This window comes from Micromonospora sp. NPDC002717 (assembly GCF_040295705.1).
GTDB lineage: Bacteria > Actinomycetota > Actinomycetes > Mycobacteriales > Micromonosporaceae > Micromonospora.
Window position 1 is genome coordinate 170,200 of record NZ_JBEOVW010000011.1, and the last position, 25,653, is coordinate 195,852.

27 protein-coding genes are annotated in these 25,653 nt (G+C 73.5%); 15 read left to right on the plus strand and 12 right to left on the minus strand.

Annotated features, from left to right (window positions below; genetic code table 11):
- The first annotated feature begins 1,600 nt into the window (after positions 1 to 1,600).
- Genes ABT006_RS18735 through ABT006_RS18745 form a run of 3 tightly spaced genes read left to right on the plus strand, consistent with a single transcriptional unit; the run spans position 1,601 to position 4,246 of the window.
- Positions 1,601 to 2,452, plus strand: coding sequence for an ABC transporter permease (locus tag ABT006_RS18735; RefSeq protein ID WP_350707912.1), 852 nt, complete (start codon positions 1,601 to 1,603; stop codon positions 2,450 to 2,452).
- Positions 2,445 to 3,287, plus strand: coding sequence for an ABC transporter permease (locus ABT006_RS18740; RefSeq protein WP_350707914.1), 843 nt, complete (start codon positions 2,445 to 2,447; stop codon positions 3,285 to 3,287). The genes ABT006_RS18735 and ABT006_RS18740 overlap by 8 nt, the downstream gene beginning before the upstream one ends.
- Positions 3,284 to 4,246, plus strand: coding sequence for an ABC transporter ATP-binding protein (locus tag ABT006_RS18745; RefSeq protein ID WP_350707916.1), 963 nt, complete (start codon positions 3,284 to 3,286; stop codon positions 4,244 to 4,246). Before ABT006_RS18740 ends, ABT006_RS18745 begins: the two co-directional genes overlap by 4 nt.
- A 98-nt stretch (positions 4,247 to 4,344) precedes the next feature.
- Here ABT006_RS18745 and ABT006_RS18750 read toward each other — a convergent pair whose 3' ends face one another.
- A complete protein-coding gene (locus ABT006_RS18750; protein WP_350707918.1) occupies positions 4,345 to 4,905 on the minus strand; it encodes a helix-turn-helix domain-containing protein in 561 nt (186 codons plus the stop codon).
- A 66-nt stretch (positions 4,906 to 4,971) separates the two neighbouring features.
- On the opposite strand from ABT006_RS18750, the gene ABT006_RS18755 reads away from it, so the two are divergent.
- Together ABT006_RS18755 and ABT006_RS18760 are read left to right on the plus strand one after the other, a co-directional pair.
- The gene (locus tag ABT006_RS18755) at positions 4,972 to 5,859 is read left to right on the plus strand and encodes an AzlC family ABC transporter permease (RefSeq protein ID WP_350707920.1); all 888 of its coding nucleotides are present in this window, start codon (positions 4,972 to 4,974) and stop codon (positions 5,857 to 5,859) included.
- Positions 5,853 to 6,161: an AzlD domain-containing protein gene (locus ABT006_RS18760; protein ID WP_350707921.1), complete on the plus strand. Its 309-nt coding sequence runs from the start codon at positions 5,853 to 5,855 to the stop codon at positions 6,159 to 6,161. Before ABT006_RS18755 ends, ABT006_RS18760 begins: the two co-directional genes overlap by 7 nt.
- Before the next feature lie 68 nt (positions 6,162 to 6,229).
- On the opposite strand, the gene ABT006_RS18765 is transcribed toward ABT006_RS18760, so the two are convergent.
- The 3 genes from ABT006_RS18765 to nadA all read right to left on the minus strand — a co-directional run bounded on the left by ABT006_RS18765 (position 6,230) and on the right by nadA (position 9,676).
- Positions 6,230 to 6,838: a DUF3043 domain-containing protein gene (locus ABT006_RS18765; protein WP_350707923.1), complete on the minus strand. Its 609-nt coding sequence runs from the start codon at positions 6,836 to 6,838 to the stop codon at positions 6,230 to 6,232.
- 73 nt (positions 6,839 to 6,911) lie between these two features.
- Positions 6,912 to 8,267: a UDP-N-acetylglucosamine 1-carboxyvinyltransferase gene (gene murA, locus ABT006_RS18770; RefSeq protein ID WP_350707925.1), complete on the minus strand. Its 1,356-nt coding sequence runs from the start codon at positions 8,265 to 8,267 to the stop codon at positions 6,912 to 6,914.
- Positions 8,268 to 8,476: 209 nt separating this feature from the next.
- On the minus strand, positions 8,477 to 9,676 hold the full coding sequence (gene nadA / locus ABT006_RS18775) for a quinolinate synthase NadA (protein ID WP_350707927.1): 1,200 nt from the start codon (positions 9,674 to 9,676) through the stop codon (positions 8,477 to 8,479).
- A 68-nt stretch (positions 9,677 to 9,744) separates the two neighbouring features.
- Here nadA and ABT006_RS18780 point away from each other — a divergent pair, with 68 nt between their 5' ends.
- From ABT006_RS18780 to ABT006_RS18790, 3 genes are all read left to right on the plus strand, one after another.
- Positions 9,745 to 10,884 carry a glycerate kinase family protein gene (locus ABT006_RS18780; RefSeq protein WP_350708034.1) on the plus strand — a complete coding sequence of 380 codons (1,140 nt, stop codon included), beginning with the start codon at positions 9,745 to 9,747 and terminating at the stop codon, positions 10,882 to 10,884.
- Between the two features lie 234 nt (positions 10,885 to 11,118).
- On the plus strand, positions 11,119 to 11,487 hold the full coding sequence (erpA, locus tag ABT006_RS18785) for an iron-sulfur cluster insertion protein ErpA (RefSeq protein ID WP_091104634.1): 369 nt from the start codon (positions 11,119 to 11,121) through the stop codon (positions 11,485 to 11,487).
- Between the two features lie 171 nt (positions 11,488 to 11,658).
- Entirely contained in the window at positions 11,659 to 12,636 is a 978-nt protein-coding gene (locus tag ABT006_RS18790) for a carbohydrate kinase family protein (RefSeq protein WP_350707929.1), read from the plus strand.
- A gap of 62 nt (positions 12,637 to 12,698) precedes the next feature.
- On the opposite strand, the gene ABT006_RS18795 is transcribed toward ABT006_RS18790, so the two are convergent.
- Positions 12,699 to 12,932 carry a sulfurtransferase TusA family protein gene (locus ABT006_RS18795; RefSeq protein WP_350707930.1) on the minus strand — a complete coding sequence of 78 codons (234 nt, stop codon included), beginning with the start codon at positions 12,930 to 12,932 and terminating at the stop codon, positions 12,699 to 12,701.
- Entirely contained in the window at positions 12,929 to 14,080 is a 1,152-nt protein-coding gene (locus ABT006_RS18800) for a cysteine desulfurase family protein (protein ID WP_350707932.1), read from the minus strand. Before ABT006_RS18800 ends, ABT006_RS18795 begins: the two co-directional genes overlap by 4 nt.
- Before the next feature lie 198 nt (positions 14,081 to 14,278).
- On the opposite strand from ABT006_RS18800, the gene ctaC reads away from it, so the two are divergent.
- On the plus strand, positions 14,279 to 15,250 hold the full coding sequence (gene ctaC / locus ABT006_RS18805; RefSeq protein ID WP_350707934.1) for an aa3-type cytochrome oxidase subunit II: 972 nt from the start codon (positions 14,279 to 14,281) through the stop codon (positions 15,248 to 15,250).
- A 10-nt stretch (positions 15,251 to 15,260) separates the two neighbouring features.
- Positions 15,261 to 15,689: a cytochrome c oxidase subunit 4 gene (locus tag ABT006_RS18810; protein WP_350707936.1), complete on the plus strand. Its 429-nt coding sequence runs from the start codon at positions 15,261 to 15,263 to the stop codon at positions 15,687 to 15,689.
- Positions 15,690 to 15,952: 263 nt separating this feature from the next.
- Here the strand turns inward: ABT006_RS18810 and ABT006_RS18815 are convergent, their stop codons facing one another.
- From ABT006_RS18815 to ABT006_RS18830, 4 genes are all read right to left on the minus strand, one after another.
- On the minus strand, positions 15,953 to 16,159 hold the full coding sequence (locus ABT006_RS18815) for a hypothetical protein (protein ID WP_350707937.1): 207 nt from the start codon (positions 16,157 to 16,159) through the stop codon (positions 15,953 to 15,955).
- 187 nt (positions 16,160 to 16,346) lie between these two features.
- A complete protein-coding gene (gene trpD, locus ABT006_RS18820; protein ID WP_350707939.1) occupies positions 16,347 to 17,393 on the minus strand; it encodes an anthranilate phosphoribosyltransferase in 1,047 nt (348 codons plus the stop codon).
- Positions 17,394 to 17,478: 85 nt separating this feature from the next.
- Positions 17,479 to 17,874, minus strand: coding sequence for a response regulator (locus tag ABT006_RS18825; RefSeq protein ID WP_350682093.1), 396 nt, complete (start codon positions 17,872 to 17,874; stop codon positions 17,479 to 17,481).
- 261 nt (positions 17,875 to 18,135) lie between these two features.
- Positions 18,136 to 19,080: a cytochrome c oxidase assembly protein gene (locus tag ABT006_RS18830; protein ID WP_350707941.1), complete on the minus strand. Its 945-nt coding sequence runs from the start codon at positions 19,078 to 19,080 to the stop codon at positions 18,136 to 18,138.
- Positions 19,081 to 19,188: 108 nt separating this feature from the next.
- On the opposite strand from ABT006_RS18830, the gene ctaE reads away from it, so the two are divergent.
- The 5 genes from ctaE to ABT006_RS18855 all read left to right on the plus strand — a co-directional run bounded on the left by ctaE (position 19,189) and on the right by ABT006_RS18855 (position 24,307).
- A complete protein-coding gene (ctaE, locus tag ABT006_RS18835) occupies positions 19,189 to 19,788 on the plus strand; it encodes an aa3-type cytochrome oxidase subunit III (protein WP_350707943.1) in 600 nt (199 codons plus the stop codon).
- Positions 19,789 to 19,860: 72 nt separating this feature from the next.
- A complete protein-coding gene (gene qcrC / locus ABT006_RS18840; protein ID WP_350707945.1) occupies positions 19,861 to 20,694 on the plus strand; it encodes a cytochrome bc1 complex diheme cytochrome c subunit in 834 nt (277 codons plus the stop codon).
- A 67-nt stretch (positions 20,695 to 20,761) separates the two neighbouring features.
- Positions 20,762 to 21,850, plus strand: a complete 1,089-nt coding sequence (qcrA, locus tag ABT006_RS18845; RefSeq protein WP_350707946.1) for a cytochrome bc1 complex Rieske iron-sulfur subunit — start codon at positions 20,762 to 20,764, stop codon at positions 21,848 to 21,850.
- Positions 21,847 to 23,472, plus strand: a complete 1,626-nt coding sequence (qcrB, locus tag ABT006_RS18850; protein WP_350707948.1) for a cytochrome bc1 complex cytochrome b subunit — start codon at positions 21,847 to 21,849, stop codon at positions 23,470 to 23,472. The genes qcrA and qcrB overlap by 4 nt, the downstream gene beginning before the upstream one ends.
- Positions 23,473 to 23,650: 178 nt before the next feature.
- Positions 23,651 to 24,307 (plus strand): DUF4142 domain-containing protein, encoded by a 657-nt coding sequence (locus tag ABT006_RS18855; RefSeq protein ID WP_350707950.1) that lies wholly within the window; start codon positions 23,651 to 23,653, stop codon positions 24,305 to 24,307.
- Between the two features lie 81 nt (positions 24,308 to 24,388).
- Here ABT006_RS18855 and ABT006_RS18860 read toward each other — a convergent pair whose 3' ends face one another.
- Both ABT006_RS18860 and ABT006_RS18865 read right to left on the minus strand, forming a co-directional pair.
- Positions 24,389 to 24,676, minus strand: a complete 288-nt coding sequence (locus ABT006_RS18860; protein ID WP_350707952.1) for an Lrp/AsnC family transcriptional regulator — start codon at positions 24,674 to 24,676, stop codon at positions 24,389 to 24,391.
- Positions 24,677 to 24,712: 36 nt separating this feature from the next.
- Positions 24,713 to 25,561, minus strand: coding sequence for a nucleotidyltransferase family protein (locus ABT006_RS18865; protein WP_350708036.1), 849 nt, complete (start codon positions 25,559 to 25,561; stop codon positions 24,713 to 24,715).
- Positions 25,562 to 25,653: the final 92 nt, after the last annotated feature.

Below are 25,653 nucleotides of genomic sequence, written 5' to 3' on the forward strand. Positions count from 1 at the left end.
CGCCGGTGTTCGGGGCGGGGTGCGGTGTGGCGCGTGTCCCGGTCGACACCGGGCTGCGCCGGGCCGGACGACGGCCAGGGCAACCCGTCCTGCTGCGGGTGCCCCCGCTGCTCCCGGTACGCGTCAGGCCGGTACGCCTCCGGCCGGGCGGCCTCGCGCGGACGCCGGTCCGGGTACGCCTCGGCGCGTGCCGCCGCCTCGCGTGCCTGCCACCGCCCGTCCGGCTCCGGCTGGCGCCGTTCCCCGTCACGGTACGGCTGCCCGCTCGCGGCCCGGTCGGGGCGCTGCCACCCGTCGGCGGGTACGCCCGGCTCGCGGCCCCGTCCGCCCGGGGCGCGTTCCTCCCGCCCGTCGGAGCGCCGTTCCCACTGCCCCGACGCGGCGTGCTCCCACGGCCCGTCGCCGGCGCGCTCCCGCCGCTCGTCCGAGGAACCGCCCCACCGCCCGTCTGGGGAACGGTCCCGCGGCGCGTTCGAGGGGCGGTGCTCGGTGGGGGCATCCCACTGGTACCGGGGCCGGCGGGCCCCCTCGCCCGTCCGGCGGTCGTCGTCGGTCTCCGGCCGGCGGTCGTGCCCTGGTCCGACCCGCGGATCGTGGCCGCGCTCGGAACGGTCGTCGTGGCCGCGCTGTGTCCGGTCGTCGTGACCGCGTTCGCTCCGGTCGTCGTGACCGGGTTCCGGCCGGCGGTCGTGGCCCGGGCCCGGCCGGCGGTCGTGACCTGGCCCCGGCCCCCGGTCGTAGCCCGGTTCCGGCCGCTGGTACGCCGGCGACCGGCGCGGGTCCTCGCCCGGCTCGGGCAGCCAGCCCGGCTCCGAGTGGCCGGCGGGCGAGACGGGGCGGTCCCGTCCGGCCGGCTCGTGCCGTGGCGGGCGGGCGTCGTAGCGGTCGTGGCCGGCGTGGTCGCGTGGCCGGGGGGAGTCGACCGGCCGGCCCGCGCCGGAGCGGCCGGGCCCGTCGAAGCCGCCCCGGGCGTTGCGGTGCGGCGGCTCCTGCCGGTGCGGCGGCTGCCGGTCGTCCGGCCAGGTCGGCTCCGCGTGTGGCCGGCGGTACGGCTCGTCGTCGCGCCGCCGCCCGTCGGGGCCGCCAAGGGGGCCGCTCCAGCTTTCCTGCCGGCCCGTCCAGCCGTCGGGGTCGTCGTCCCAGGACCGGCCGAGGTAGGTCCCGTCGGGTCGGGTCGGCGCGAGCGGGGGCACCTCGGCGCGGCCGACGGCGGCCGCCCGGCCCCGGGGCGCGGGCGGGGCGTGCTGGATACCGATGTCGCCGGGGTAGCGCTGGCCCGGGAACTGGGGGTGCCACTCGTTGGTCGGTTCGACCATCCAGGACGGTTCGCCGGTGTCGTGCCACCGGTCGGCGTAGCGGCTCATCGTGGCGACCTGTCGCCACAGCGGGTGAGCGGAACGGCCGTAGCGCGCCGTCGGTGAACGGGCGCGCCGGGGTGGCCGGCTCGCGTCCGCTCGCTCACGGCGGCGCCCCGGTGGCCGGCTCGCGTCCGCTCGCTCACGGCGATGTCACCTCGTTGCAAATTGTCGCGCTGGGCGCCCCACGTGCCGGTAGAGTCGCCCGTCCCGGCATGGCGTGGCTGCGGAAGGAGGGTAGCGGCGTGGGCTCGCTCACCGCCACTGTGGCACTGCCCACCGCCCCAAACGTTATCCTATGGTTTCGGACATTTAGGGCTATAACCGGATCAGGCTTCCGACGTTACGCCACGTATCGGCAGGCGACCGTGGCGGGCGTCGTCACCAACACGGTCTTCGGCTTCCTGCGCTGCTACGTCCTCCTCGCCGCGGCCGGTGCCGCCGGCACGGTGGCCGGGTACGACCGGACCCAGCTCGCCAGTTTCGTCTGGGTCGGTCAGGGCCTGCTCGCCGTCGTCCTGCTCTGGGGGTGGACGGACCTGGCGGACCGGATCCGCACCGGCGACGTCGCCAGCGACCTGCTCCGGCCGGTGCACCCGGTGACCAGCCACCTCGCCACCGACCTGGGCCGCGCCGGCCACGCCGCCCTGGTCCGGCTGCTCCCGCCGGTGCTGGTCGGGCCGCTCTTCTTCGAGGTGTACGTGCCCCGGCGCTGGTCCACCCTGCCACTCTTCGCGCTCTCCGCCGTCGCCGCCGTGGTGCTCTGCTTCGGCTGCCGATTCCTGGTCAACGCGACCGCGTACTGGTTGCAGGACGTCCGGGGGCCGATGATCCTCTGGACCCTCGCCTCGGGGGTGCTCGCCGGGCTCTACTTCCCGCTGCGCTTCCTGCCGGAGGGGCTCCAGCACGTCCTCTGGCTGGGCACGCCCTTCCCGAGCCTGCTCCAGACCCCGCTCGACGTGCTCGTCGAGCGGGACCCGACCGGCACCCAGGTCGGGCTGGTCGGCCTCCAGCTCGCCTGGGCGGTGCTGGTCCTGGCCGCCTGCCGGCTCGTGCAGCGCCGCGCCGAACGCCGCCTGGTGGTGCAGGGTGGCTGACGGGGCCCTGGCGCCGACCGTCCGGCGCCGCGGCGGCGGGGCGCTGGCCGCGTACCGGGCGCTGCTGGGGGCGCAGGCACGGTCGCAGACGGCGTACCGGACCTCGTTCGTGGTCGACGTGCTCGGCAACGTCGGGTCCACCGTCTTCGACGTGCTGACCGTGCTGGTGATCTTCGGCGTCACGCGGGAACTGGGCGGCTTCACGCTCCGCGAGACGCTGGTGATCGTCGGCCTCTCGACCTGCGCGTTCGCCACCGCCGACCTGCTGGTGGGCAACATCGAGCGGCTGCCCCGCTACGTGCGCACGGGGCTGTTCGACGCCGTGCTGGTCCGCCCGCTCGGCGCGCTGCCGCAGCTGCTGCTCATGGACCTGCCGCTGCGCAAGGTGTCCCGGGCGGTCTTCGGGCTCGCCGTGCTGGTCGTCGCGGTCGGCTCGGCCGGCGTCGAGTGGACCCCGGCGCGGGCGCTGCTGGTGGTCCTCGCCCCGCTGGCCGGCGTGGTCTTCTTCGGGGCGGTCTTCGTCGCCACCGCCACCGTCTCCTTCTGGTGGGTCGACTCGGGCGAGCTGGCCAATTCGGTCACCTACGGCGGCCGGGACTTCACCTCGTACCCGGTCACCGTGTTCGGTGGCTGGTTCCGCGCCGTGTTCGCGTACGGCCTGGGCTTCGCCTTCGTCAGCTACCACCCGGCGCTGGCGCTGCTCGGCCGCGCCGACCCGCTCGGCCTGCCGGCCTGGGTCGGCTGGGCCGCGCCGGCTGTCGCGCTGGTCGCCGCCGCCGGGGCCGCGGCGGCCTGGCGCACCGGCGTCCGCCACTACCGGAGTACGGGGTCGTGAGCGACGACGTCATCGTGGCCGACGGGCTGCGCAAGGAGTTCACGGTCCGGGTGCGGGCCGGCCGGCTGCGCCGGGAGAAGCGTCGGGTCACCGCCGTGGACGGGGTCGACCTGCGGGTGCCCCGGGGCGAGATGCTCGGCTACATCGGGCCCAACGGTGCGGGCAAGTCGACCACGCTCAAGATGCTCACCGGGGTGCTGACGCCCTCCGCCGGCGAGGTACGCGTCTGCGGCCTGCGCCCGGTCGCCCAGCGCACCCGGCTCGCGCTGCGCATCGGCGTCGTCTTCGGCCAGCGCTCGCAGCTCTGGTGGGACCTGCCGCTGCGGGAGTCGTTCGCCTTGCTGCGGCACGTCTACCGGGTGCCGGCCGCCGCGCACGCCGCCCGGCTGCGCCGCTGCCGGAGCCTGCTCGACCTGGACGCCTTCCTGGACACCCCGGTCCGGCAGCTGTCTCTGGGGCAGCGGATGCGCGGCGAGCTGACGGCCGCCCTGCTGCACGGCCCCGAGGTGCTCTTCCTCGACGAGCCGACGATCGGCCTGGACGTGGTGAGCAAGCAGGCGGTCCGTGGCTTTCTCGGCGAGCTGGGCCGGGCCGGGGACACCACGCTGGTGCTCACCACCCACGACCTGGCCGACATCGAGCGGCTCTGCCGTCGCCTGGTGGTGGTCGACCACGGCCGGGTGGTGCACGACGGGTCGATCGCCGCGTTGCACGCGCGGTACGGCTCCCGTCGGCTGCTCGTCGCCGACCTGGAAGCTCCGCTGCCCGAGCCGCCGGCGCTGCCCGGCGCGCCGCTGTACCGGGTGGAGGCCGACGGGCACCGGTTGACCTTCGCGCTGGAGTCGGCGGGTGTGGCCGAGGTGGTGGCCGCCCTGGCCGCCCGGGGCTCGCTGCGGGACGTCTCGATCGTCGAGCCGGACATCGAGGACGTGGTGGCCCGGCTCTACCGGGGTGGCTGAGCCCCTCCGCGCGGTGGAGACTGCCTCCGGGTGAGCGGAGCCCGATGCCGGGGAGCCCGCGCCCGCTCCTGCCGCGGGAGGCGAGGCGGGCCGGGCGGTCAGGGGTGTTCCATCACCAGGACGGCGAAGGTGCCGGGGGCCAGCGCCTCGTAGCGGTGCGGCGCGTCACCGGGGAAGGTCACGTAGTCGCCCGGACCGAGCTCCACCAGGTCGCCCTCCGGCCCGACGCGCAGCCGCCCGGCGCCCACCACGATGTGCTCGACGCTGCGTGGGGTGTGTGACTCGGCGGTGCGCACCGTCCCGGGCTCCAGCTCGAGCAGGTAGACGTCGCGGCGGATGTGGGCCGTGCCGGCGGCGAGCAGCGTCGCGGTGAGGTCGGCGTGCTCGGAGCGGATCCGGGGGCCGTCGCCGGCCCGCACGACCCGGACGGCGGCCGCCGGCGGCTCGACCAGCCGGCTGAACGGCACGCCGAGCGCCACCCCGAGCGCCCAGAGGGTCTCCACGCTGGGGTTCCCGACCCCGGATTCCAGCTGGGAGAGGGTGGACTTGGCGATGCCGGCCCGGCGGGCGAGCTCGGTGAGCGAGATGCCGACGCGGTCGCGCTCGCGGCGGAGCGCGACGGCGATGGTGGCCAGCGGGGGAGTCGGGTCGGCGGACATTGTTCGCTCCAATGTTCCGTCTGTTCGGTTTGACGAACAGATGCGGCGCGTTCATCATGATGGACCATGCGTACGGTACAGCGAACGGTCGAGGGCGCGGCAGTCCGCGACGTCGCCGCCATCGGGGCGGCGATGGTCGCGGTCGGCGCCTCGTTCGGCGCGGTGGCGGTGGCCGCCGGCCTGCCGGGCTGGGCGGCCGTCGTCATGTCCGTACTGGTCTACGCCGGCGGCGCGCAGTTCATGGCGGTCGGGCTGGTGGCCACCGGGAGTCCGCTCGCGGCGGTCCTCGCCGGCCTGCTGCTCAACGCCCGGCACCTGCCGTTCGGGCTGGCGCTGGCCGACAGCATCGGCCGCCCGCTGTGGCGCCGGCTGCTCGGCAGCCACCTGATGACCGACGAGGCGACCGCCTTCGCGCTGGCCCGCCCCGCCGGGAACGCGCGCCGGCGGGCGTTCTGGCTCGCCGGCACCCTGCTCTTCCTGGCCTGGAACGTGGGGACCGTGCTCGGGGTGCTCGCCGGCGGCGTGGTCGGCGACCCCGCCGCGTTCGGCCTGGACGCGGCGTTCCCGGCCGGACTGATCGCGCTGCTGCTGCCGGCGCTGCGCGACCGCGACACCCGGCGGGTGGCGCTGGCCGGCGCGGTGCTGGCGGTGCTGGCCACCCCGCTGCTGCCGGCCGGGCTGCCGGTGCTGCTGGCGCTCGCCGGCCCGGCCGTGCTGGCCGTCGCCGCCGTACGCCGTGGTCGGCGGGCCGCGAACGTGAGCGGCAGCGCCACGCCGAACGCGCCGGTCGTGGGCGGCAGCCGGACGCCGAACAAGCCGGTCGCGGGCGACGGAACGGTCCCGGGGGCCGCCGTCGAGCCGCCGGGCGGGGTGGGGGAGCCGGTGCGGGCGGGGGAGCGGACACCGCGGGGCGGGTCCGTGCGCGTCGGCCGGGCGGGGGAGGGGCCGTGCTGATCGCCGTGATCGTGGCGCTGGCCGCCGGGACGTACGGCTTCCGGGTCGCCGGGGTGCTGCTGCGCGACCGGCTCGACCTGCCGGAGTGGTCCCGGCGGCTGCTGCCGGTCGGCGCCGCCGCCCTGCTGGCCGCGCTGGGCGCCACCGCCGCGCTGACCGAGGCCGGCCGGTTCGCCGGCTGGGCCCGGCCGCTGGGCGTGCTGGTCGGCGTGCTGCTGGCCTGGCGGCGGGCGCCGTTCGTGCTGGTGGTGCTCGCCGCCGCCGGCACCACCGCGCTGCTCCGCCTGCTCGGCGTGCCGTAGGCCCTACCCGGTCCGCTGACGACGAACGGCCCCTCGCCGCGGTGCGGGAGGGGCCGTCGGTGCGCGGGTCAGACCGGGTCGCCGATGTTGACCCGGGGCTCGGGCGCGCGCATCCGGCGGAAGGTGATCGACCGCATGATGGCGTAGAGGTAGAGCGAGCCCATCCGCTGCCCGGTGTTCGGGAAGCGCTCCCGGACCAGCTTGCGGATCTTGCGGGAGATCAGGAACGAGTCGACCACCACACCTAGCGCGAGCGCGCCCCAGAGGATGTTGGAGACCAGGCGGACGATCGGGGGCATCGCCGCGTTCGAGCCGATCAGCACGATCAGCGCGCCGCCGAAGAACCAGGTGCCGACCGTACGCCGGGAGTCGACCACGTTGCGGGCCAGCAGCCGCTCGGGGCCGCGGTCACGGGGCCCACCCTCGCGGCGGAACTCCGCCGCCGACTCCGCGCGCAGCTGGCGCCGGCGCTCCCGCGCCTCCTCCTTGGTCAGCGGCTTGGTGGCCGCGGCCGGTCGGCGGCCGGCGCTGGGCCGCTTCGGCGTGACCTTGCCCAGCTCCTTCTTGCTCGGGGTGTAGCCCCGGGGCTGGGCGGTCGAGGACTCCTCGTCGGGCGTCACCGGGGTGACGGCCTCGTCGACGAGGTCGGTGGACTTGCGGCGAAACAGCGACGGCACGCGGAAAGGGTAGCCAAACGACGGCGCCCGGTGCACATCGCGGTGCACCGGGCGCGGTCGGGAGTGGTCGACGTTACGGACGCTCGACGTGCGCGCCGAGGTCGGCGAGCTTCGCCTCGAAGTCCTCGTAGCCCCGGTTGATCAGGTCGACGCCGTAGACCCGGGAGGTGCCCTCGGCCGCCAGCGCGGCGATCAGGTGGCTGAAACCGGCCCGCAGGTCAGGGATGACCAGGTCGGCGGCGTGCAGCTTGCTCGGCCCCGCGATCACCGCGGAGTGCTTGAAGTTGCGCCGGCCGAAGCGGCACGGGGTGCCGCCCAGGCAGTCCCGGTAGACCTGGATGTTCGCGCCCATCGAGTTGAGCGCCTCGGTGTAGCCCAGCCGCTGCTCGTAGACCGTCTCGTGGACGATGGACAGGCCCCGCGCCTGGGTGAGCGCCACCACCAGGGGCTGCTGCCAGTCGGTCATGAAGCCCGGGTGCACGTCGGTCTCCAGGGCCACCGACTTCAGCTCGCCGCCCGGGTGCCAGAACCGGATGCCGCCCTCCTGGCCAGGGTCGCCCAGCTTCGGCGGCCGGGCGTCGGTGACCTCGTACTCGCCGCCGACCGAGCGGAAGATGTTCAGGAACGTCATCATGTCGGCCTGCTGCGCGCCGAGGACCTCGACGTGACCGCGGGTCGCCAGCGCCGCCGCGGCCCAGCTCGCCGCCTCGATCCGGTCCGGGATCGGCCGGTGCGTGTAGCCGTGCAGCTTCGGCACACCCTGGATCTCGATCACCCGGTCGGTGTGCACCTTGATGATCGCGCCCATCTTCTGCAGGACGCAGATCAGGTCGATGATCTCCGGCTCCACCGCCGCGTTGCGCAGCTCGGTGACGCCCTCGGCCATCACCGCCGTCAGCAGCACCTGCTCGGTCGCCCCGACGCTCGGGTACGGCAGCGAGAACTTGGTGCCGTGCAGCCCGTTCGGCGCCGACAGGTGCAGGCCCTCCGGGGTCTTCTCGACCGTCGCCCCGAACTCGCGCAGCGCCTGGAGGTGGAAGTCGATCGGGCGCGGCCCGATGTGGCAGCCGCCCAGGTCCGGGATGAAGGCGTGGCCGAGGCGGTGCAGCAGCGGCCCGCAGAACAGGATCGGGATCCGGCTGGAGCCCGCGTGCACGTTGATCTGGTCCGTGCTCGCGCTCTCCACGTTCGCGGGGTCGAAGACGAGCTCGCCGTCCTCCTCGCCGTCGCTGACCTTCACGCCGTGCAGGCCGAGCAGGCCCCGGACGACCTCGACGTCACGGATCTTCGGCACGTCGAACAGTCGGCTCGGGCTGTCGCCCAGCAGTGCGGCGACCATCGCCTTCGAGACCAGGTTCTTCGCGCCGCGCACGCGGATCCGCCCTTCCAGCGGAGTACCTCCGTGTACGACCAGGACGTCGTCGGTCAACGCAACCTCCAGCGCGTCGGTGCTGCCGTGTTGATGGTGGGCTCGCGAGGTCTTCGCTACCCGGAATGCGGTCATGTCGAAACGGCCGCGTGCGTCGTCGCCCCGGCAGCATAGCCCTCCGTGACGTAAATGGACCCGGTCAGATCGCCCCTGAGGGCACTAATCGGTGATCGGGCCCATTTCCGTACCAGTGGTGCTACCGAGAGTGATCAGCTCGCCGCGGGCGGCGGGGTGTCGGCCCCGGGCAGGGCGAGCATCTGGTCCAGCGCCACCCGGGCGTGGTGCGCGGTGTCCGGGTCGACCGTGATCTGGTTCACCACCCGGCCGGCCACCAGCTCCTCCAGCGCCCAGACCAGGTGGGGCAGGTCGATCCGGTTCATCGTCGAGCAGTAGCAGACCGCCTTGTCCAAGAACATGATCTGCTTGTCGGGGTGGGCCAGCGCGAGCCGGCGGACCAGGTTCAGCTCGGTGCCGACCGCCCACGCCGAGCCGGCCGGGGCCGCCTCGATGGCCTTGATGATGTATTCCGTCGAGCCGACGAAGTCGGCGGCGCTGACCACCTCGTGCCGGCACTCCGGGTGGACCAGCACGTTCACCCCCGGCACCCGCTCCCGCACGTCGTTCACGCTGTCGAGGGTGAACCGGCCGTGCACCGAGCAGTGCCCCCGCCACAGGATCATCTTCGCGTCGCGCAGCTGCTCCGGGGTGAGCCCGCCGTTCGGCTTGTGCGGGTCGTAGAGCACGCAGTCGTCCAGCGCGAAGCCCATCTCCCGCACCGCCGTGTTGCGGCCCAGGTGCTGGTCGGGCAGGAAGAGCACCTTCGACCCCTGCCGGTACGCCCAGTCCAGCGCCCGCTTCGCGTTCGACGAGGTGCAGACCACGCCGCCGTTGCGGCCGACGAAGCCCTTGATGTCCGCCGAGGAGTTCATGTAGGTAACCGGGACGGTCTGCTCCGCGATGCCCAGGTCGGTCAGCACGTCCCAGGCCTTCTCGACCTGCGACAGCACCGCCATGTCCGCCATCGAGCAGCCGGCGGCCAGGTCCGGCAGGACGACCTTCTGCGCGTCCGAGGTGAGGATGTCGGCGCTCTCGGCCATGAAGTGCACGCCGCAGAAGACGATGTACTCCGCGTCGGGGCGGGCCGCCGCCTCGCGGGCCAGCTTGAACGAGTCGCCGGTGACGTCGGCGAACTGGATCACCTCGTCGCGCTGGTAGTGGTGCCCCAGCACGAAGACCTTGCTGCCCAGCTTCGCCTTCGCCGCCGCCGCCCGGGCCACCAGGTCCGGGTCGCTGGGCGCCGGAAGGTCACCCGGACACTCGACGCCACGCTCGGTGGCGGGGTCGCTGCCCCGGCCGAGCAGCAGCAGTGCCGTTGCCGTGTTGGAGGGTTCCACCCAGGTCGAAGTCACGTACCCCATGGTCCCACAGGGTGGCCTGAGCGCAGCCTCCACCGGTGTGGGCTGCCACACTGCTCGGCATGCGCGTGCTGCTCTGCCCGGACAAGTTCGCCGGCACCCTGTCGGCCCCGGAGGTCGCCGACGCCGTGGCCGCCGGCTGGCGCGAGGTGGCTCCCGGCGACGACCTGCACGTCCGGCCGCTGTCCGACGGCGGGCCGGGCTTCCTCGACGTGCTCGGCGACGCGCTCGGCGGGCGCCGGATCCCGGTGCCGACCGTCGACCCGCTGGGCCGCCCGGTGGCCGGTGAGATCCTGCTCACCGACGGCGGGACGACCGCCTGGCTGGAGAGCGCCCAGGCGTGCGGCCTGCACCTGCTCGACGCGGGCGAGCGCGACCCGAAGACCACCACCTCGTACGGCCTGGGGGTGCTGGTCGCCGCCGCCGTGGAGGCCGGCGCCCGCACGGTGGTGATCGGCCTGGGCGGCTCCGGCACCAACGACGGCGGCGCGGGGATGCTCACCGCGCTCGGCGTGACCCCGCTGGACGACGGGGGCCGGGCGCTGCCGTACGGCGGCGCGGCGCTGGCCGCCGCGGTTGCGCTCGACGGGGCGCCCCGGCTGCGCGACGCCCGGCTGGTGGCCGCCACCGACGTGGACAATCCGCTGCTCGGCCTGCACGGGGCGAGTAACGTGTTCGGCCCGCAGAAGGGCGCCGACCGGGCGGACGTGCTGCTGCTCGACGCCGCGCTGGAGCGCTTCGCCGCCGTGCTGGAGCGGGACCTGCCCGGCTGCCCCGACCGGCTGGGCGCCCTGCCCGGCGGCGGCGCGGCCGGGGGCCTCGGCGCGGCCGTCCTGGCGCTGGGCGGGCACTGCGAGTCGGGCATCGGCCTGGTCACCCGGGCGATCGGGCTGGACGCCGCCCTGGACGCCGTCGACCTGGTGGTCACCGGGGAGGGCTCGTTCGACCACCAGTCGCTGCGCGGCAAGGTGGTGGCCGGGGTGGCCGGCGCCGCCCGGGACCGGGGCCTGCCCTGCGTGGTGCTGGCCGGCCAGGTGAGCACCGGCCGGCGGGAGGCGGGCGCGGCCGGGGTGACCGACGCGTACAGCCTGGTGGAGCACTTCGGGGGCGAGGAGCGCGGCGGGCTGGCCGCCGCGCTGGAACGCCCGGCCGAGGGGCTGCGGGCGCTCGGCGCCCGGCTGGCCCGGCAGTGGAGCCGCTGACCGGCCCGCGGCGTGACCTGACCGGCGGCCCGCCGCGCGCGCCGCGGGGCCGGGAGCCGCTCGCCCGCCGCCCGATCGGGTCCGTCGGCGCGCCGGCTGCGGCGGCCCGTGTCACGGCGGCGGGTGAGGCCGGTCGCAGCGGCGTACCATCGGATCTGGACCACACCGGGAATGGCTGGGCGACGTGAGATGTTGGCCAGTGCGTCCGGACCCAACCGCGCAGGGAGATTTCACGTGACCACGCCAGCGCAGACCGAGTCGACCGAGGCCAAGGCCCCCACGTCCGTCGTCCTCACCGACGTCGCGGCGCAGAAGGTCAAGGCCCTGATCGAGCAGGAGGGCCGCGACGACCTGCGGCTCCGGGTCGCCGTGCAGCCGGGTGGCTGCTCCGGCCTGCGGTACCAGCTCTTCTTCGACGAGCGCTCGCTCGACGGTGACGTCGTCACCGACTTCGACGGCGTCGAGGTCGTCGTCGACCGGATGAGCGCCCCCTACCTGGCCGGCGCCACCATCGACTTCGCCGACCGCATCGACGCCCAGGGCTTCACCATCGACAACCCCAACGCGGGCAACTCCTGCGCCTGTGGCGACTCGTTCAGCTGAGCCCACCTCCGCTCGCGACCAGCGGGGCCGTCCCCTCGGGGCGGCCCCGCTGCCGCGTTCGGGCGCGGTAGCGCAAGCCGAGAAGATGACCGGGGCCGGACCGACGGGTCATCCTGAGGGGGCCGGACCGGTAGGCTGACCGGCGCCCTGCTCCCGACCCCGAGGGTTGACATGAAGATCGCCGTGACCGGCTCGATCGCCACCGACCACCTGATGAGCTTCCCCGGCCGCTTCGCCGACCAGTTCATCGCCGACCAGCTGCACAAGGTGTCGCTCTCCTTCCTGGTGGACGACCTGGTGCTGCGTCGCGGCGGCGTGGCGGCGAACATCGCCTTCGGCATGGGACAGCTCGGCCTGCGCCCGGTGCTGGTCGGCGCGGTCGGCGCGGACTTCGCCGACTACCGCTCCTGGCTGGAGCGGCACGGGGTCGACTGCGACTCGGTGCACGTCAGCGAGGTGGCGCACACCGCCCGGTTCGTCTGCACCACGGACACCGACATGTGCCAGATCGCCTCGTTCTACGCCGGCGCGATGAGCGAGGCCCGCAACATCGAGCTGGAGCCGGTGGCCCGCCGCCTCGACGGGCTCGACCTGGTCCTGGTCGGCGCGAACGACCCGGCGGCGATGCTGCGGCACTCCGCCGAGTGCCGGGAGCGGGGATACCCCTTCGCCGCCGACCCGTCCCAGCAGCTCGCCCGGATGGACGGCGAGGACGTCGTCGCGCTGATCGAGGGCGCCGACTACCTGATGACCAACGACTACGAGAAGTCGCTGCTGCAGAGCAAGGCCGGGCTGAGCGACGCGCAGCTGCTCGACCGGGTCAAGGTCCGGGTCACCACGCTGGGCAAGCACGGCGTGGAGATCGCCGGGCGCGACATCGACCCGATCCACGTGCCGATCGCGCGGGAGATCCGGGCGGTCGACCCCACCGGGGTCGGCGACGGCTTCCGGGCCGGCTTCTTCACCGCGCTGTCCTGGGGCCTCGGGCTGGAACGGGCCGCCCAGGTGGGCTCCCTGCTCGCCACGCTGGTGCTGGAGACCGTGGGCACGCAGGAGTACGAGGTCCGCCGCGACCTGTTCGTCAAGCGGATGGCCGAGTCGTACGGCGACGTGGCCGCCGAGGACGTCCGGCCGCACCTGTTGCCGTAACCCCCGCCCCCGGTGTCGGGAAGGGCCCGTCCGCGTTGACCGGGTGCCCTTCCTGACACCGCTCAGTGGAGGCGGCGGACGTCGAAGGCGGGGCCGTCGGGGCCGGTGACCGTGCCGAGGAACTCGTGGCCGCGCATCCGACACCAGGCCGGGACGTCCACCGCCGCCGCCGGGTCGTCGGCCAGCACCCGCACCACCGTGCCGACGGGCAGCTCGGGCAGCCGCCGGGCCACCGCGATCACGGGCAGCGGGCAGCGCTGACCACGGCAGTCGAGGATCTCCGCCGGCGCCGTCACAGCCCCACCACCCCCGCCTCGGCGCGCAGCCGCGCCACGACGTCGGGCAACTCGGCGAGGAACCGCTCCACGTCCGTCTCCGTCGTCTCCCGGTGCAGCGAGACCCGCACGTTGCCGTGCGAGAGCACCCCCATCGCCTCCAGCACGTGCGACGGGCGCAGCGTGGAGGAGGTGCAGGAGGAGCCGGAGGAGACGGCGAACCCGCGCCGGTCCAGCGCGTGCAGCAGGGCCTCGCCGTCGACGTACAGGCAGGAGAACGTCACCAGGTGCGGGAGGCGGTCGTCGGGATCACCCACCACCTCCACGTCGGGCACCTCCGCCGCCACCCGGGCCCGGATCCGGTCCACCAGCGGCGCCAGCCGGGCCGCCTCGGCCGCCGCGTCGGCCGCCGCCGCGCGCAGGCTCGCCGCCGCCGCGACCACCGCCGGCAGGTTGAGCGTTCCCGGCGTACGCCCGGACTCCCGCTCGTCGGCCGGCCAGGGCGACTCCCACCGGGTGCCCTTGCGTACCACCAGCAGCCCCACCCCGGGCGGGCCGCCCCACTTGTGCGCGCTGGCGGTCAGCACCGACCAGCCCGCCGGCACGGGCTCCCGGCCGACCACCTGGGCGGCGTCCACGAACAGCGGCACCCCGGCCTCGGCGCACTCCCGCGCGGCCTCGGCGACCGGTTGGCGCGTGCCGACCTCGTGGCTGGCGGCGATCAGCGCGCCCAGCGCCACCCCCGGCGCCCGCACCGCCGCCGCCCAGCCGTCCAGGTCCAGCCGGCCCCACCGGTCCACCGGCACCGACGTCGCCGTGCCGCCGGCCGCGACGTGCTGCTCGGCGGCGTGCAGCACCGCCGAGTGCTCGATCGCGGAGTGCACCAGGGCCGGGCCGACTCGCCGCCGGCCGGCCAGGCCGCCGAGCACGGCGGCGTGCGCGGCCGTCGTACCGCTGGGGGTGAAGGAGACTTCGTCGGCGCGCACGCCGAGCGTCTGCGCGGTGGCCTCGCGGGCGGCGTCGAGCAGTTGGCGGGCGCGGCGGGCCTGGGTGTAGAGCCTGCCGGGGTCGGCCCAGCCGTCGTCGAGGGCGGCCAGCAGCGCCTGTCGGGCGACCGGGTGCAGCGGCGCGGCGGTGGCCGCGTCCAGGTAGACCGGGGAAGCGCTCACGGAAGCCAACGCTATCGCGCCGGCACGCCCAAGATCCCCCCGATGGGGGCGGAGAGTGACCCCAAGACGGTCGAGCCCGCCATGGTCGAGTAATCTGCGACCGTCGGTGACGCCTTTGCCGCCGGTGCTGTCGCTCCGCCCCGGCGGAGGCCAACAGAACAGAACAGACACCGCGGCGCGCTAGGGAGGCAGGACCAGGTGGTCGCAAGGAGTTCGGAGGTACGGCCGTCGGCCGTACGGCACAGCGCTTCCCCAGGAGCCGGTGGGCGCCGGGGGCGTGGTGCTGGTCGGATCGCCGGGCTCGGTCTCGGCGGGGCGGCGCTGCTGGTCCTGCTCACGGGCTGCGACGTCGGTGCCGCGTTCGGCGGCTTCGGCTGGCCGCAGGGCGGCATCTCGCCCGAGTCCCACCGGATGTACGACCTGTGGATCGCCTCGTGCATCGCGGCGCTCGCGGTCGGCGTGTTCGTGTGGGGCCTGATCTTCTGGTGCATCGTGCGCTACCGCAAGCGGGGCAACGAGCTGCCGGTGCAGACCCGTTACAACATGCCGATGGAGTTCCTCTACACCATCGCGCCGATCCTGATCGTCTCCGTGCTCTTCTACTACACGGCGGTCGTGCAGACCGACGTGGTGCGGACGACCAAGAACCCCGACGTCACGGTCGAGGTGGTCGCGTTCAAGTGGAACTGGCAGTTCAACTACCGCGACGGCCAGGGCAAGGACGCCAACACCGTCGCCTCGGTGCTCGGCACCAGCGAGGTCATCCCGATCCTGGTGCTCCCGACCGACCGGTCCATCCGGTTCGAGGAGACCAGCCGCGACGTCATCCACTCCTTCTGGGTGCCGGAGCTGCTGTTCAAGCGGGACGTCATGCCGGGCAAGATCCGCAACGTGTTCGAGGTCTCCAAGCTCGACACCGAGGGCGCCTTCGTCGGCCGCTGCGCCGAGCTGTGCGGCAGCTACCACGCGTTCATGAACTTCGAGCTGCGGGTCGTCTCGCCGGAGAAGTACGACCAGTTCCTGGCGGCCAAGCGGGACGGCAAGTCCACGCAGGAGGCCCTGACGGCCATCGGCGAGGAGCCGTACGCGCAGACCACGCGGCCGTTCGAGACCCGTCGCACCGAGGCCAACTTCAACCCGGACACCGCGCCGGCCGGTACGGGAAGCTGAGGGGGCTGGCATGAAGACCGAGTGGCGCATCTTCCTGGTCATCGCCGGGTTCCTGCTCTTCGCCACCGCCCTCTACGGGGGCTGGACCGCCGCCGACTCCGGTGGCCACGTCGAGTGGGTCGGCACGGTCGCACTGCTGCTGAGCTTCCTGCTCTGCGCGATGTGCGGCGGCTTCTTCTGGTTCGTCTCGCGCCGGATCGACCTGCGGCCGGAGGACCGGCCGGACGGTGAGATCGCCGACGGCGCGGGCGAGATCGGCTTCTTCAGCCCGGGCAGCTACTGGCCGTTCGGCCTGGCGCTGGCCGCCGCGATCTCCGGCTTCGGCCTCGTGTTCTGGCAGTTCTGGCTGATGGGCGTCGGTGCCGTGGCGGTCATCTTCGCGGCCTGCGGCCTGCTGTTCGAGTACTACAGCGGCACCCGGCGCACCGCCGAGCACTGACCGGCGGCCGACGACGGCCTCCTGCACGTGACGAAGGCCCGCCTCCCCTCGGGGAGGCGGGCCTTCGTGTCATGATCGCCGATGCGCGGGGGTTCCGAGGGCCGGGGGCCGGGGCCGGTCGTGCGCCGCGCTTCCGGTCGGGGCGGTGGGGCCGGCGCGGGCCGGGTCAGGCGGCGCGGCGGTGGCCCAAGTGGCGCGGACGGCGATAGCCCAAGTGGCGCGGGCCGGGTCGGGCGGCGACAGTTCAGGCGGTGCGGGCCGGGTCAGGCGGCGCGGCGGTGGGGCGACGGCTGGCGGTGCCGCGGCGCCAGGCGCGGGGCCCGGAAGGTGAACGTGGCGACGAGCAGCGCCTCGCCGCAGCCCGTGCAGGCCAGCTCGGGGCAGTCGGCGCCGTGGCCGTCGACGCACGGCGGTGCCTCGAACGGCTGAACGCCCTCGCAGGTGGCGCAGTAGAGCTCGCGCTCCGACACGGGCGTCTCCTCTCGCTCCGATCCCCGTCGGGGGCGCACGGCGGAACTGCCGCGCCGCACGGCGCACGACGGATGTGCTGTGGTGAACAGCGCATGGTGGAAGTGGAAAACTACTCAGTTGTAGTTTCCCACGCGGGTCCGACAACTTCCGCACGCCACCCGGCGCCGCCGGGGTGGCCGCCGGCGGTCAGTCGGCGCGGGCGGCCTCGATCCAGCGGTCCAGGACGCGGGCGGCGGCCCCGGAGTCGACGGACTCGGCGGCCCGGTCCATCCCGACACGCAACGCTTCGGTGAGGTCGCCGTCGAGCGGACCCTGGGTGGCCAGCGCCGCCGCCGCGTTGACCAGGACGGCGTCGCGCACCGGGCCGGTCTCGCCGGCCAGCAGCCGGCGCACCACGCCGGCGTTGTACGCGGCGTCTCCGCCCCGCAGGTCGGCCAGGGTGGCCCTGGGCACCCCGAGGTCGGTCGCGTCCAGCAGCGCCTCCCTGACGGTGCCTGCCTGGATGGCCCAGACGCGGGTCGGCGCGGCGGTGGTGAACTCGTCCAGCCCGTCCTCGCCGCGCATCACCAGAGCCGAGTCGCCCCGGGCGGCGAAGACGCCCGCCATCACCGGGGCCATCCGGAGGTCGAAGCAGCCGACCGCGGCGGCCCGCGGCCGGGCCGGGTTGGTCAGCGGGCCGAGGAAGTTGAAGAAGGTGGGCACGCCCATCTCCCGGCGTACCGGGCCGGCGTGGCGCATGCCGGGGTGGTACCGGGCCGCGAAGCAGAAGCCGATGCCGGCCTCCGCGACGCACCGGGCCACCCCCTCCGGCCCCAGGTCCAGCGGCACGCCGAGGAATTCCAGCACGTCCGCCGTGCCGCAGGAGGAGGACGCCGCCCGGTTGCCGTGCTTGACCACCCGGACCCCGGCGCCGGCCACCACGAGGGAGGCCATGGTGGAGATGTTGACCGTGTGCGCGAGATCACCGCCGGTGCCGACCACGTCGAGGGCGGTGTCCCGCAGCGCCTCGGGCAGCTCGACCGCGACCGCCCGGCCGAGCATCGCCTCCACCAGGCCGGCCAGCTCGGCTGAGGTCTCGCCCTTGGCGCGCAGCGCGACGGCGAAGCCCGCGATCTGCGCCGGGGCGGCCGCGCCGGACATGATCTCGCCCATCGCCCAGGCGGTGTCGGCGGTGGAGAGCTCCTCCCCGCGCAGCAGCGCGGCGAGCAGGTGCGGCCAGGTCCGATCGCCCATGGCGGGCCTCCCGAGCGTGCGAAGCGGGTGGGATGGAACCGGCGCCGGGTGGTCCGGCGCCGAGATGGGGCCGGAGCGGGGGACGTCAGGCGGGGGCGTGCGTCCGCAGCAGCTCGGCCACCGTGGTGCCGGTGGTCACCGGGTCGAGCGGGTGCACCAGGGTGGCGTCGACCTCGGCGTAGGCCGCGAGCCATCGGTCGGCGGCGCGGGCGATCACCACGCAGGTCGGGGGAGCGTCGTCGCGGTCGTCCTTGATCTGCCGGGCGATGCCGATGCCGCCGCCCGGGGTCGCCTCGCCGTCGAGCAGCAGCAGGTCGATCTCGTAATCGTCGACGAGCCGGACGCATTCCGCGTAGGTGGACGCGTCGACGAACTCGATCCGCAGACCGGGTGCGGGACGCGTGCCGACGGCGAGCCGCATCCGGTCACGGACCTGCGGGTCGTCGCTGTAGAGCAGGACGGTGCAAAGACGATCACTCATGCCGACACTCCGCTTCGCCGAACGGTCCGAGTCCAGGCCGCGCCGGTGGATCCCACAGCGCCGCCACGGCCTCGGCCGGGGATCGGACTGTGAGCGGTGCCGTCATGAGGCACCGTCGCACTGCGCTTGGTGATTCGCTCGCTGCGCTCACTCATTGGCTGGACAGGCTCCCACCTCGTTACTGCCCGCTGATCCTACCCGTCGGTGTGAGGTGCGTGACGTCCGCCCGTCGGGGGCGCCGGGGCGTACCGTCCGCGCAGGTCAGGCGGCGGACTCCGCGGCGCGCTGGCGGGCCTCCTGGCGATCCAGCTCGCGGTCGATCCGGCGGGTCTCCCGCTCGGCGTGGCGCATCCACTGCACGACCAGCACGGCCAGCATCGTGACGCTGACGAACTCGCCGCCGGCCCAGAGGATGCCGCCGGCGACCACCTGGTCCTCCCAGGGGTCGGACCAGGTCAGCCCGAGCGACGGGTACCAGTCGCCGCCGAAGAGCGTGCTGCTCTGCATGATGGTGAGCCCGAGCACCGTGTGGAACGGCACGGAGAGCAGCATCAGCAGCGCCCGGCCCGGGTACGGCCAGCGCCCCGGCAGCGGGTCGAGGCCGAGCAGCGGCCAGAAGAACACGCAGCCGGTCATGATGAAGTGCGCGTGCACGACCTCGTGCGCCCACGCGTGCTCGAGCGTGTAGCGGTACAGGTCGGTGAAGTAGAGCGCGAACGGGTTGACCACGAAGATGGTGAACGCCACCAGCGGGTAGCTGTAGATCCGCGCGACCCGGCTGTGCACGATCGCCAGCAGCCGCTTGCGTGGTCGCAGCGGCAGGGTGCGCAGGGCCAGCGTCACCGGCGCGCCCAGCGCGAGGAAGATCGGCGAGATCATGGAGAGCACCATGTGCTGGACCATGTGCACCGACAGCAGCGCCGTGTCGTACGCGTGCAGGCCGCTGACGGTGACCGCCGCGATCCCGCCGAGGCCGGGGCCGAGGAAGAACACCGTCCGGGCCACCGGCCACCGGTCGCCCCGGAGCCGGAGCCGGTGCACCCCGTAGAGGTAGATGCCGGCGGCCAGCACCAGGCCGACGGCCAGCCAACTTTCCAGCCGGGTCTCGGTGAACACGGAGGTGACGGTGAACGGCGGCGGGGTGGCCGCGAGCACCGTCGGCGCGGCGGCCGAGGTTGCGGTGGAGATCGGATCGACGTGCAGCACGCTTTTCAGCCTAGGTCAGGCGAACCGGACGACCCCGATCGGGCTGCCGATGCCACGGGTTTGCCACCCCGCTGATCGCCGGCCCCGGTCAAGGGCAATAATGACCGCGTGACTGCGGCCCCAGCCATTGACAAGAGCCGGATCCACTCCCTGACCCGACCCAACATGGTCAGCGTCGGGACGATCGTGTGGCTCTCCAGTGAACTCATGTTCTTCGCGGCGCTGTTCGCGATGTACTTCTCCATCCGTGCGGCGGCGCCCGAGCTGTGGGCGAAGCACACCGAGGTGCTCAACATCCCGTACGCGACCACCTTCACGGTGATCCTGGTGTTGTCGTCGGTGACCTGCCAGCTCGGTGTCTTCGCTGCCGAGAAGGGTGACGTCCACGCCCTGCGGCGCTGGTTCACGATCACCTTCGTGATGGGCCTGATCTTCGTGCTCGGTCAGGTCAACGAGTACCGCGAGCTGGTGCACGAGGGCATCAAGATCAACTCGGACGGGTACGGGTCGATGTTCTACCTGACCACCGGGTTCCACGGTCTGCACGTGACCGGCGGTCTGATCGCCTTCATCATCTTCATGATCCGCACGACCATGGGCCGGTTCACCCCGGCGCAGGCCACGTCGGCGATCGTCGTGTCCTACTACTGGCACTTCGTCGACGTCGTGTGGATCGGGCTCTACGCCATGATCTACTGGCTTCAGTGATCTTGGCGCGTCACGAACCGCGCCGCTGCTCCGTCCCCTGAGACAAGGTCCAACCGGTTAAGGACACAGGTCATGACTTCTGACAACGACCGCCGACGCGGTCTGCTCGCGCGGCTGCGCGAGCGGCCCGCGGCGCGCAGCAGGGGCCGCCGCCGGCTGGGTGCCGCGGTCCGGCTGCTCGCCGCGCTGATGCTGGCCGGCGGCGCCTACACCGTCTTCGCCCCCGGCGTGCAGGCGCAGGACGCCCCGCTCACCGGCGCCGCCGCGGAAGGCAAGGCGCTGTTCGACGTGAGCTGCGTGACCTGTCACGGTCGCAACGCCCAGGGCGTCGAGGGCCGTGGGCCGAGCCTGATCGGCGTCGGCGCGGCCTCGGTCGAGTTCCAGGTCAGCTCCGGCCGGATGCCGATGGCCCGCCAGGAGGCCCAGGCGGAGCGCAAGCCGGAGCTGTTCACCGACGAGGAGACTCGCCAGCTCGCGCAGTACATCCAGGAGCTCGGTGGCGGTCCGGTCCTGCCCGACGGCGAGAACCTCCACGCCGACGGCAACGTCGCCGCCGGCGGCGAGCTGTTCCGGATCAACTGCGCGCAGTGCCACGCCTTCGGCGGTAGCGGCGGCGCCCTGTCCTCCGGCAAGTACGCCCCGAGCCTGCACCCGGCCAGCGACCGGCAGATCTACGCCGCGATGCTGAGCGGCCCGCAGAACATGCCGGTCTTCGGCGACAACCAGATCTCCCCGGAGCAGAAGGCGGACATCATCGCCTACATCCAGCAGACCCTGAAGCACGACCAGGACCCGGGTGGCTTCAACCTCGGTCGGTACGGGCCGTCCACCGAGGGCTTGGCGATCTTCCTGGTCGGCATCGTCGCGCTCGTCTTCGCGAGCCTGTGGATCGCGGGGAAGTCGTGACCGGGCGGATCATTCGATTCAGTGCTGTGGTGCCGGGGTCCGGCACCGCCCGTAGCGAGGTGACGGCATGACCACGCACACCGAGCACCAGGCCCAGCAGGGCCGGGAACCGCTCGACGTGACGACCCCCGGGCTCAGCCAGTTCGACATCGTCCGCGAGGGCGCGCGCCGGGACGACATCGAGATCGTCCACTACGAGCCGCAGGTCGCCCCGGGCAGCAAGGCCGAGCGCCGGCTGACCCGCACGGTCGCGTCGTTCTTCCTGCTGACCGGGCTGGCGGCGACCGCCTTCCTGGTGGTCTACATCTGGTGGCCCTGGGAGTACGCTCCCGGCCGCGGCGGCGACACGTGGTACACCCCGCTGCTCGGCGTCACCCTCGGCGTGGCCCTGCTCGGCGTCGGCTTCGGCATCCTGACCTGGGGCAAGAAGCTGCTGCCCAAGGAGGTCTCGATCCAGGACCGGCACGAGGGCGCCGTCAGCGAGGACGACCGGATCATCACCGGCCAGACCATGCTCTACATGGCCGACGAGCTGGGCGTGAAGCGCCGGCCGCTGCTCGGCATCTCGCTGCTGGCCGGTCTCGCGCCGGTCGGCGCGGTGGTCGCCGCGCCCCTGGTCGGTGGCCTGATCTCCCAGCCGCACAAGAACAACCAGATGTTCACCACCGGGTTCGCCCCGACCGAGGGCGGCGGCAAGGTCCGGCTGGTCCGCGAGGACGGCCGTCCGGTCCGCCCGGCGGACATCAGCACCGGCGGCCAGATCACGGTCTTCCCCGGCATCGACCACGGCGTGAGCAACCTGCACGCCGACTCGCCGACCCTGCTGATCCACCTGCGGGACAGCGACGCGCAGGAGTCGCGCCGGGCCAACGAGCGGGTCGGGCACGGCGACTACATGTGGGGCAACTACGCCGCCTACTCGAAGATCTGCACGCACGCCGGCTGCCCGGCGAGCCTGTACGAGCAGCAGACCAACCGTCTGCTCTGCCCGTGCCACCAGTCGCAGTTCCTGATCACCGACAACGCCCGGCCCATCTTCGGTCCGGCCAGCCGGCGACTGCCGCAGTTGCCGATCGAGGTGGACTCCGAGGGCTACTTCGTGGCCAAGTCCGACTACACCGAGACCGTCGGGCCCGACTTCTGGGAGCGGCCGTGAAGCGGCGCAAGTTTGACATGGCAGCTGTGCCGGGCAACGCCGCCCGGGGAGTGGACGACCGCTTCCAGGTGGCCACCCCGCTCCGCCGGCTGCTGAACAAGGTCTTCCCGGACCACTGGTCCTTCCTGCTCGGCGAGATCGCGCTCTTCTCGTTCATCGTCCTGCTGCTGACCGGTGTCTTCCTGACCTTCTTCTTCGAGCCGGCGATGACCGAGGTGGTCTACAACGGCAGCTACGCCCCGCTGCGGGGCACGCCGATGTCGGCCGCGTACGCCTCCAGCCTGGACATCTCGTTCGACGTCCGCGGCGGCCTGATCATGCGGCAGATGCACCACTGGTCGGCGCTGCTGTTCATGGCCGCGATCGTGGTGCACATGCTCCGGGTCTTCTTCACCGGCGCGTTCCGCAAGCCGCGTGAGACGAACTGGATCATCGGCTCGCTGCTGTTCTGGGTCGGCTTCCTGGCCGGCTTCACTGGCTACTCGCTGCCGGACGACGGCCTCTCCGGCACCGGCCTGCGGATCGCCTCGGCGATCATGCTTTCCATCCCGGTGATCGGCTCCTGGGTCACCTCGTCGATCTTCGGCGGGGAGTTCCCCGGCACCATCATCATCAGCCGGTTCTACATCGCCCACGTGCTGCTCATCCCGGGTCTGCTGGTCGCGCTGATCAGCGTCCACCTGGGCCTGGTCTTCAAGCAGAAGCACACCCAGTGGCCCGGTCCCGGCCGGACCAACGGCAACGTGGTCGGCGAGCGGATGTTCCCCCGCTACGCGATCAAGCAGGGCGGCTTCTTCATGGTCGTCTTCGGCGTGATCGCGCTGATGGGCGGTCTGTTCCAGATCAACCCGATCTGGCTGTTCGGCCCGTACGAGGCGTGGGTGGTCTCGGCCGCCAGCCAGCCCGACTGGTACGTCATGTTCCTCGACGGCTCGACCCGCCTGATGCCGGCCTGGGAGATCAACATCCCGATCGGCGACGGGTACGTGATCCCGCCGCTGTTCTGGCCGACGGTGGTGCTGCCGGGCATCCTGGTGGGGCTCTCCACGCTCTACCCGTTCCTGGAGGCCCGGCGCCTCAAGGACACCCGCAGCCACAACCTGCTCCAGCGGCCCCGGGACGTGCCGGCGCGCACCGCGGCGGGCGCCATGGCCATCGCGTTCTTCATCGTGCTGACCCTCTCCGGCGCCAACGACGTCATCGCCGACAAGTTCATGATCAGCCTGAACGCGATGACCTGGGCCGGCCGGATCGGCCTGCTGGTGCTCCCGCCGCTGGCGTACTACTTCACCTACCGGATCTGCCTCGGTCTGCAGCAGCACGACCGTGAGGTGCTCGCCCACGGCGTCGAGACCGGCATCATCCGGCGGCTGCCCGACGGCCGGTTCGAAGAGGTGCACCAGCCGCTCAGCGCGGGGGACCACGACGGCCACGGCGGGCTCGAGTACGCCGGCTGGGTCGTGCCGAAGAAGATGAACCGGCTCGGGGCCCTCGGCCCGGCCATCCGGGGCTTCTTCTACCCGATCGAGAAGCCGGCCGAGGCGCCGGTCTCGCCGGGCCACCCGCCGGTCGAGCCGCGGCCCGACCGGGAGCAGGTCGGCAGCGGCGAGAGCCGTCGCTGATCTCGCGACACCCGACGTGGCGTCCACCGGAGTCCTCCGGTGGGCGCCACGTCCGTTTCCGCCCCTCCCACGGGTCCGCGCGTGGCGTGTCGTCCGTCGCCCCCGGGGGCGGGGATCGCAGGAATAACCCCGGTCAGCCGGGTATCCGTGCGGTCCAACGTCTCGAGGGGGAGGAAGCATGTTGGGTATCAAACGCCTCGGCCTGCTGGCCGCGCTGGTGCTGGTGGGAATCGCGCCGGCAGCGGCGGCGCAGGCCGCGGTGCAGCCGTCGCAGCAGGACACCCAGTACCTGCAGGCCATGCACCAGGTGAACCTGTTCGAGATCACCGCGGGTGACCTGGCCCAGCAGAAGGGCCAGAACCAGGGGGTCAAGGACCTGGGTGCCCGGTTCAAGACGGACCACACGCAGCTCGACCAGACGGTGCAGCAGACCGCGTCCCAGCTCGGGGTGCAGTTGCCGGCCGAGCCCACCGCGGACCAGCAGTCCGTCCTCGACCAGCTCAACAACGCCAGCGGCGAGGAGTTCGACCGGATCTGGGTGACCAGCGAGCTGGCCGGCCACGTCCAGGCCATCCAGGCCACCCAGACGGAGATCTCGCAGGGCTCCGACCAGACGGTGGTCCAGCTGGCCCAGACCGCCCTGCCGACCCTGCAGGCGCACTACGACGCGCTGGTCCAGCTCGCCGAGCAGCTGGGCATCCCGGTTCCGCAGGCCAGCGGCACCGCCACGCCGAGCCCGGGTGGCACCACCGGGACCCCGGCTCCGGGCGGCACCACCGAGTCGCCGGCTCCGGGCGGCACCACCACCGAGACGCCGGCTCCCACGCAGAGCTGACGTCGCCGTACCACGACGGCCGGTCCACCAGTGGGTGGACCGGCCGTCGCACGCCCGCGCCGGCCCGGCCGGCGTCCGTGGTCAGTCGGCGTTCGCGAGCCCGATCGCGAACGCCTCCTCCAGGTCGTGCTGGGAGTACGCCCGGAACGCGATGTGCGACTCGGTGTTCAGCACCCCCGGCACCTTGGAGATGCTGCCGGCGATCACCTTGGCGATCTGGTCGAATTCCCGCACCCGGACCACGGCGATCAGGTCGACGTGGCCGGCCACCGAGTAGACCTCGCTGACGCCGGGGAGGGCGGCCAGGGCCTCGGCCACCTCGGGGATGGAGTCGGTGGCGCAGTCGATCAGCACGATCGCGGTGATCACGGGACATTTCTCCGTTCGTCGGCGTCGTCGCCCATGCTAGATGTTCCCGGGCCCCGGGACGGGGGGTGTGGCGGGGACGGTGAGGGCGGCGCCCGCGCGGATCGCGTCGCGCAGGCGCTCGCCGGGGCCGACGGTGGCGCCCGGCCAGACGACGGCACGCTCCACGTCGCCCTGGACGACCGCGTCGGCGCCGACCACCGCCGCCCGGCAGCGCCCGGTCACCGTGGCCGTGGGCGCCACCAGGCTGCCGCCGCCGGCCGCGTGCAGGTTGGCCGCCAGGTAGTCGGCCGGGGTGCCGGTGTCGTAGAACGTGCCGGAATAGGGCACGACGGTCAGCGCGCCGGCCGCCTCCGCCGGGCGCCAGACCGCCCGGACGAGGTCGCCGAACCCGATCGGCAGCTCCCGCACCAGCCGCCACGGCAGCAGCGAGAAGCCGGTGAACACGTGGCCGTCGAAGGTGCCCGGCGCCCGCGGGTCGGCGGCGGGCTGGCCGAGCAGGCGTACGGAGTCGCCGTCCCAGTCGCGCAGCAGCGCGGCGATGTCCGGCCCCGGGGGTCGCGCGGGGTCGGCGAGGTAGGCGTCGGCGTTGCCGACCAGCACCCCGCGCCCGGCGATCCAGTCCCGCAGGTTCGCCACCCCGCCGGCGGTGCCCAGCGGCGCGCCCGGCTCGACCGACAGGTGGGCGCGGTCCCCGACGTGCGCGACGACCTGCGCGCCGAGGTAGCAGGCGTTGACCGCGACCCGGGCCGGCCCGAACAGGCCGAGCCCGGCCAGCCGGTCCAGCGCCCGGTCCAGCAGCGGCACGTTGCCCACCGGGCAGAGCGCCTTCGGCAGCCGCTCGGTCAGCGGCCGCAGCCGGGTGCCCTCGCCGGCGGCGAGCACCACCGCGCAGACGTCGACCGGGACGGCGGCGGCGTAGGCCCGGTCGGCGGTGGTGGCCGCGCCGTGGTCGGCCGTGGCGGCCGCTCGGTTGGCCC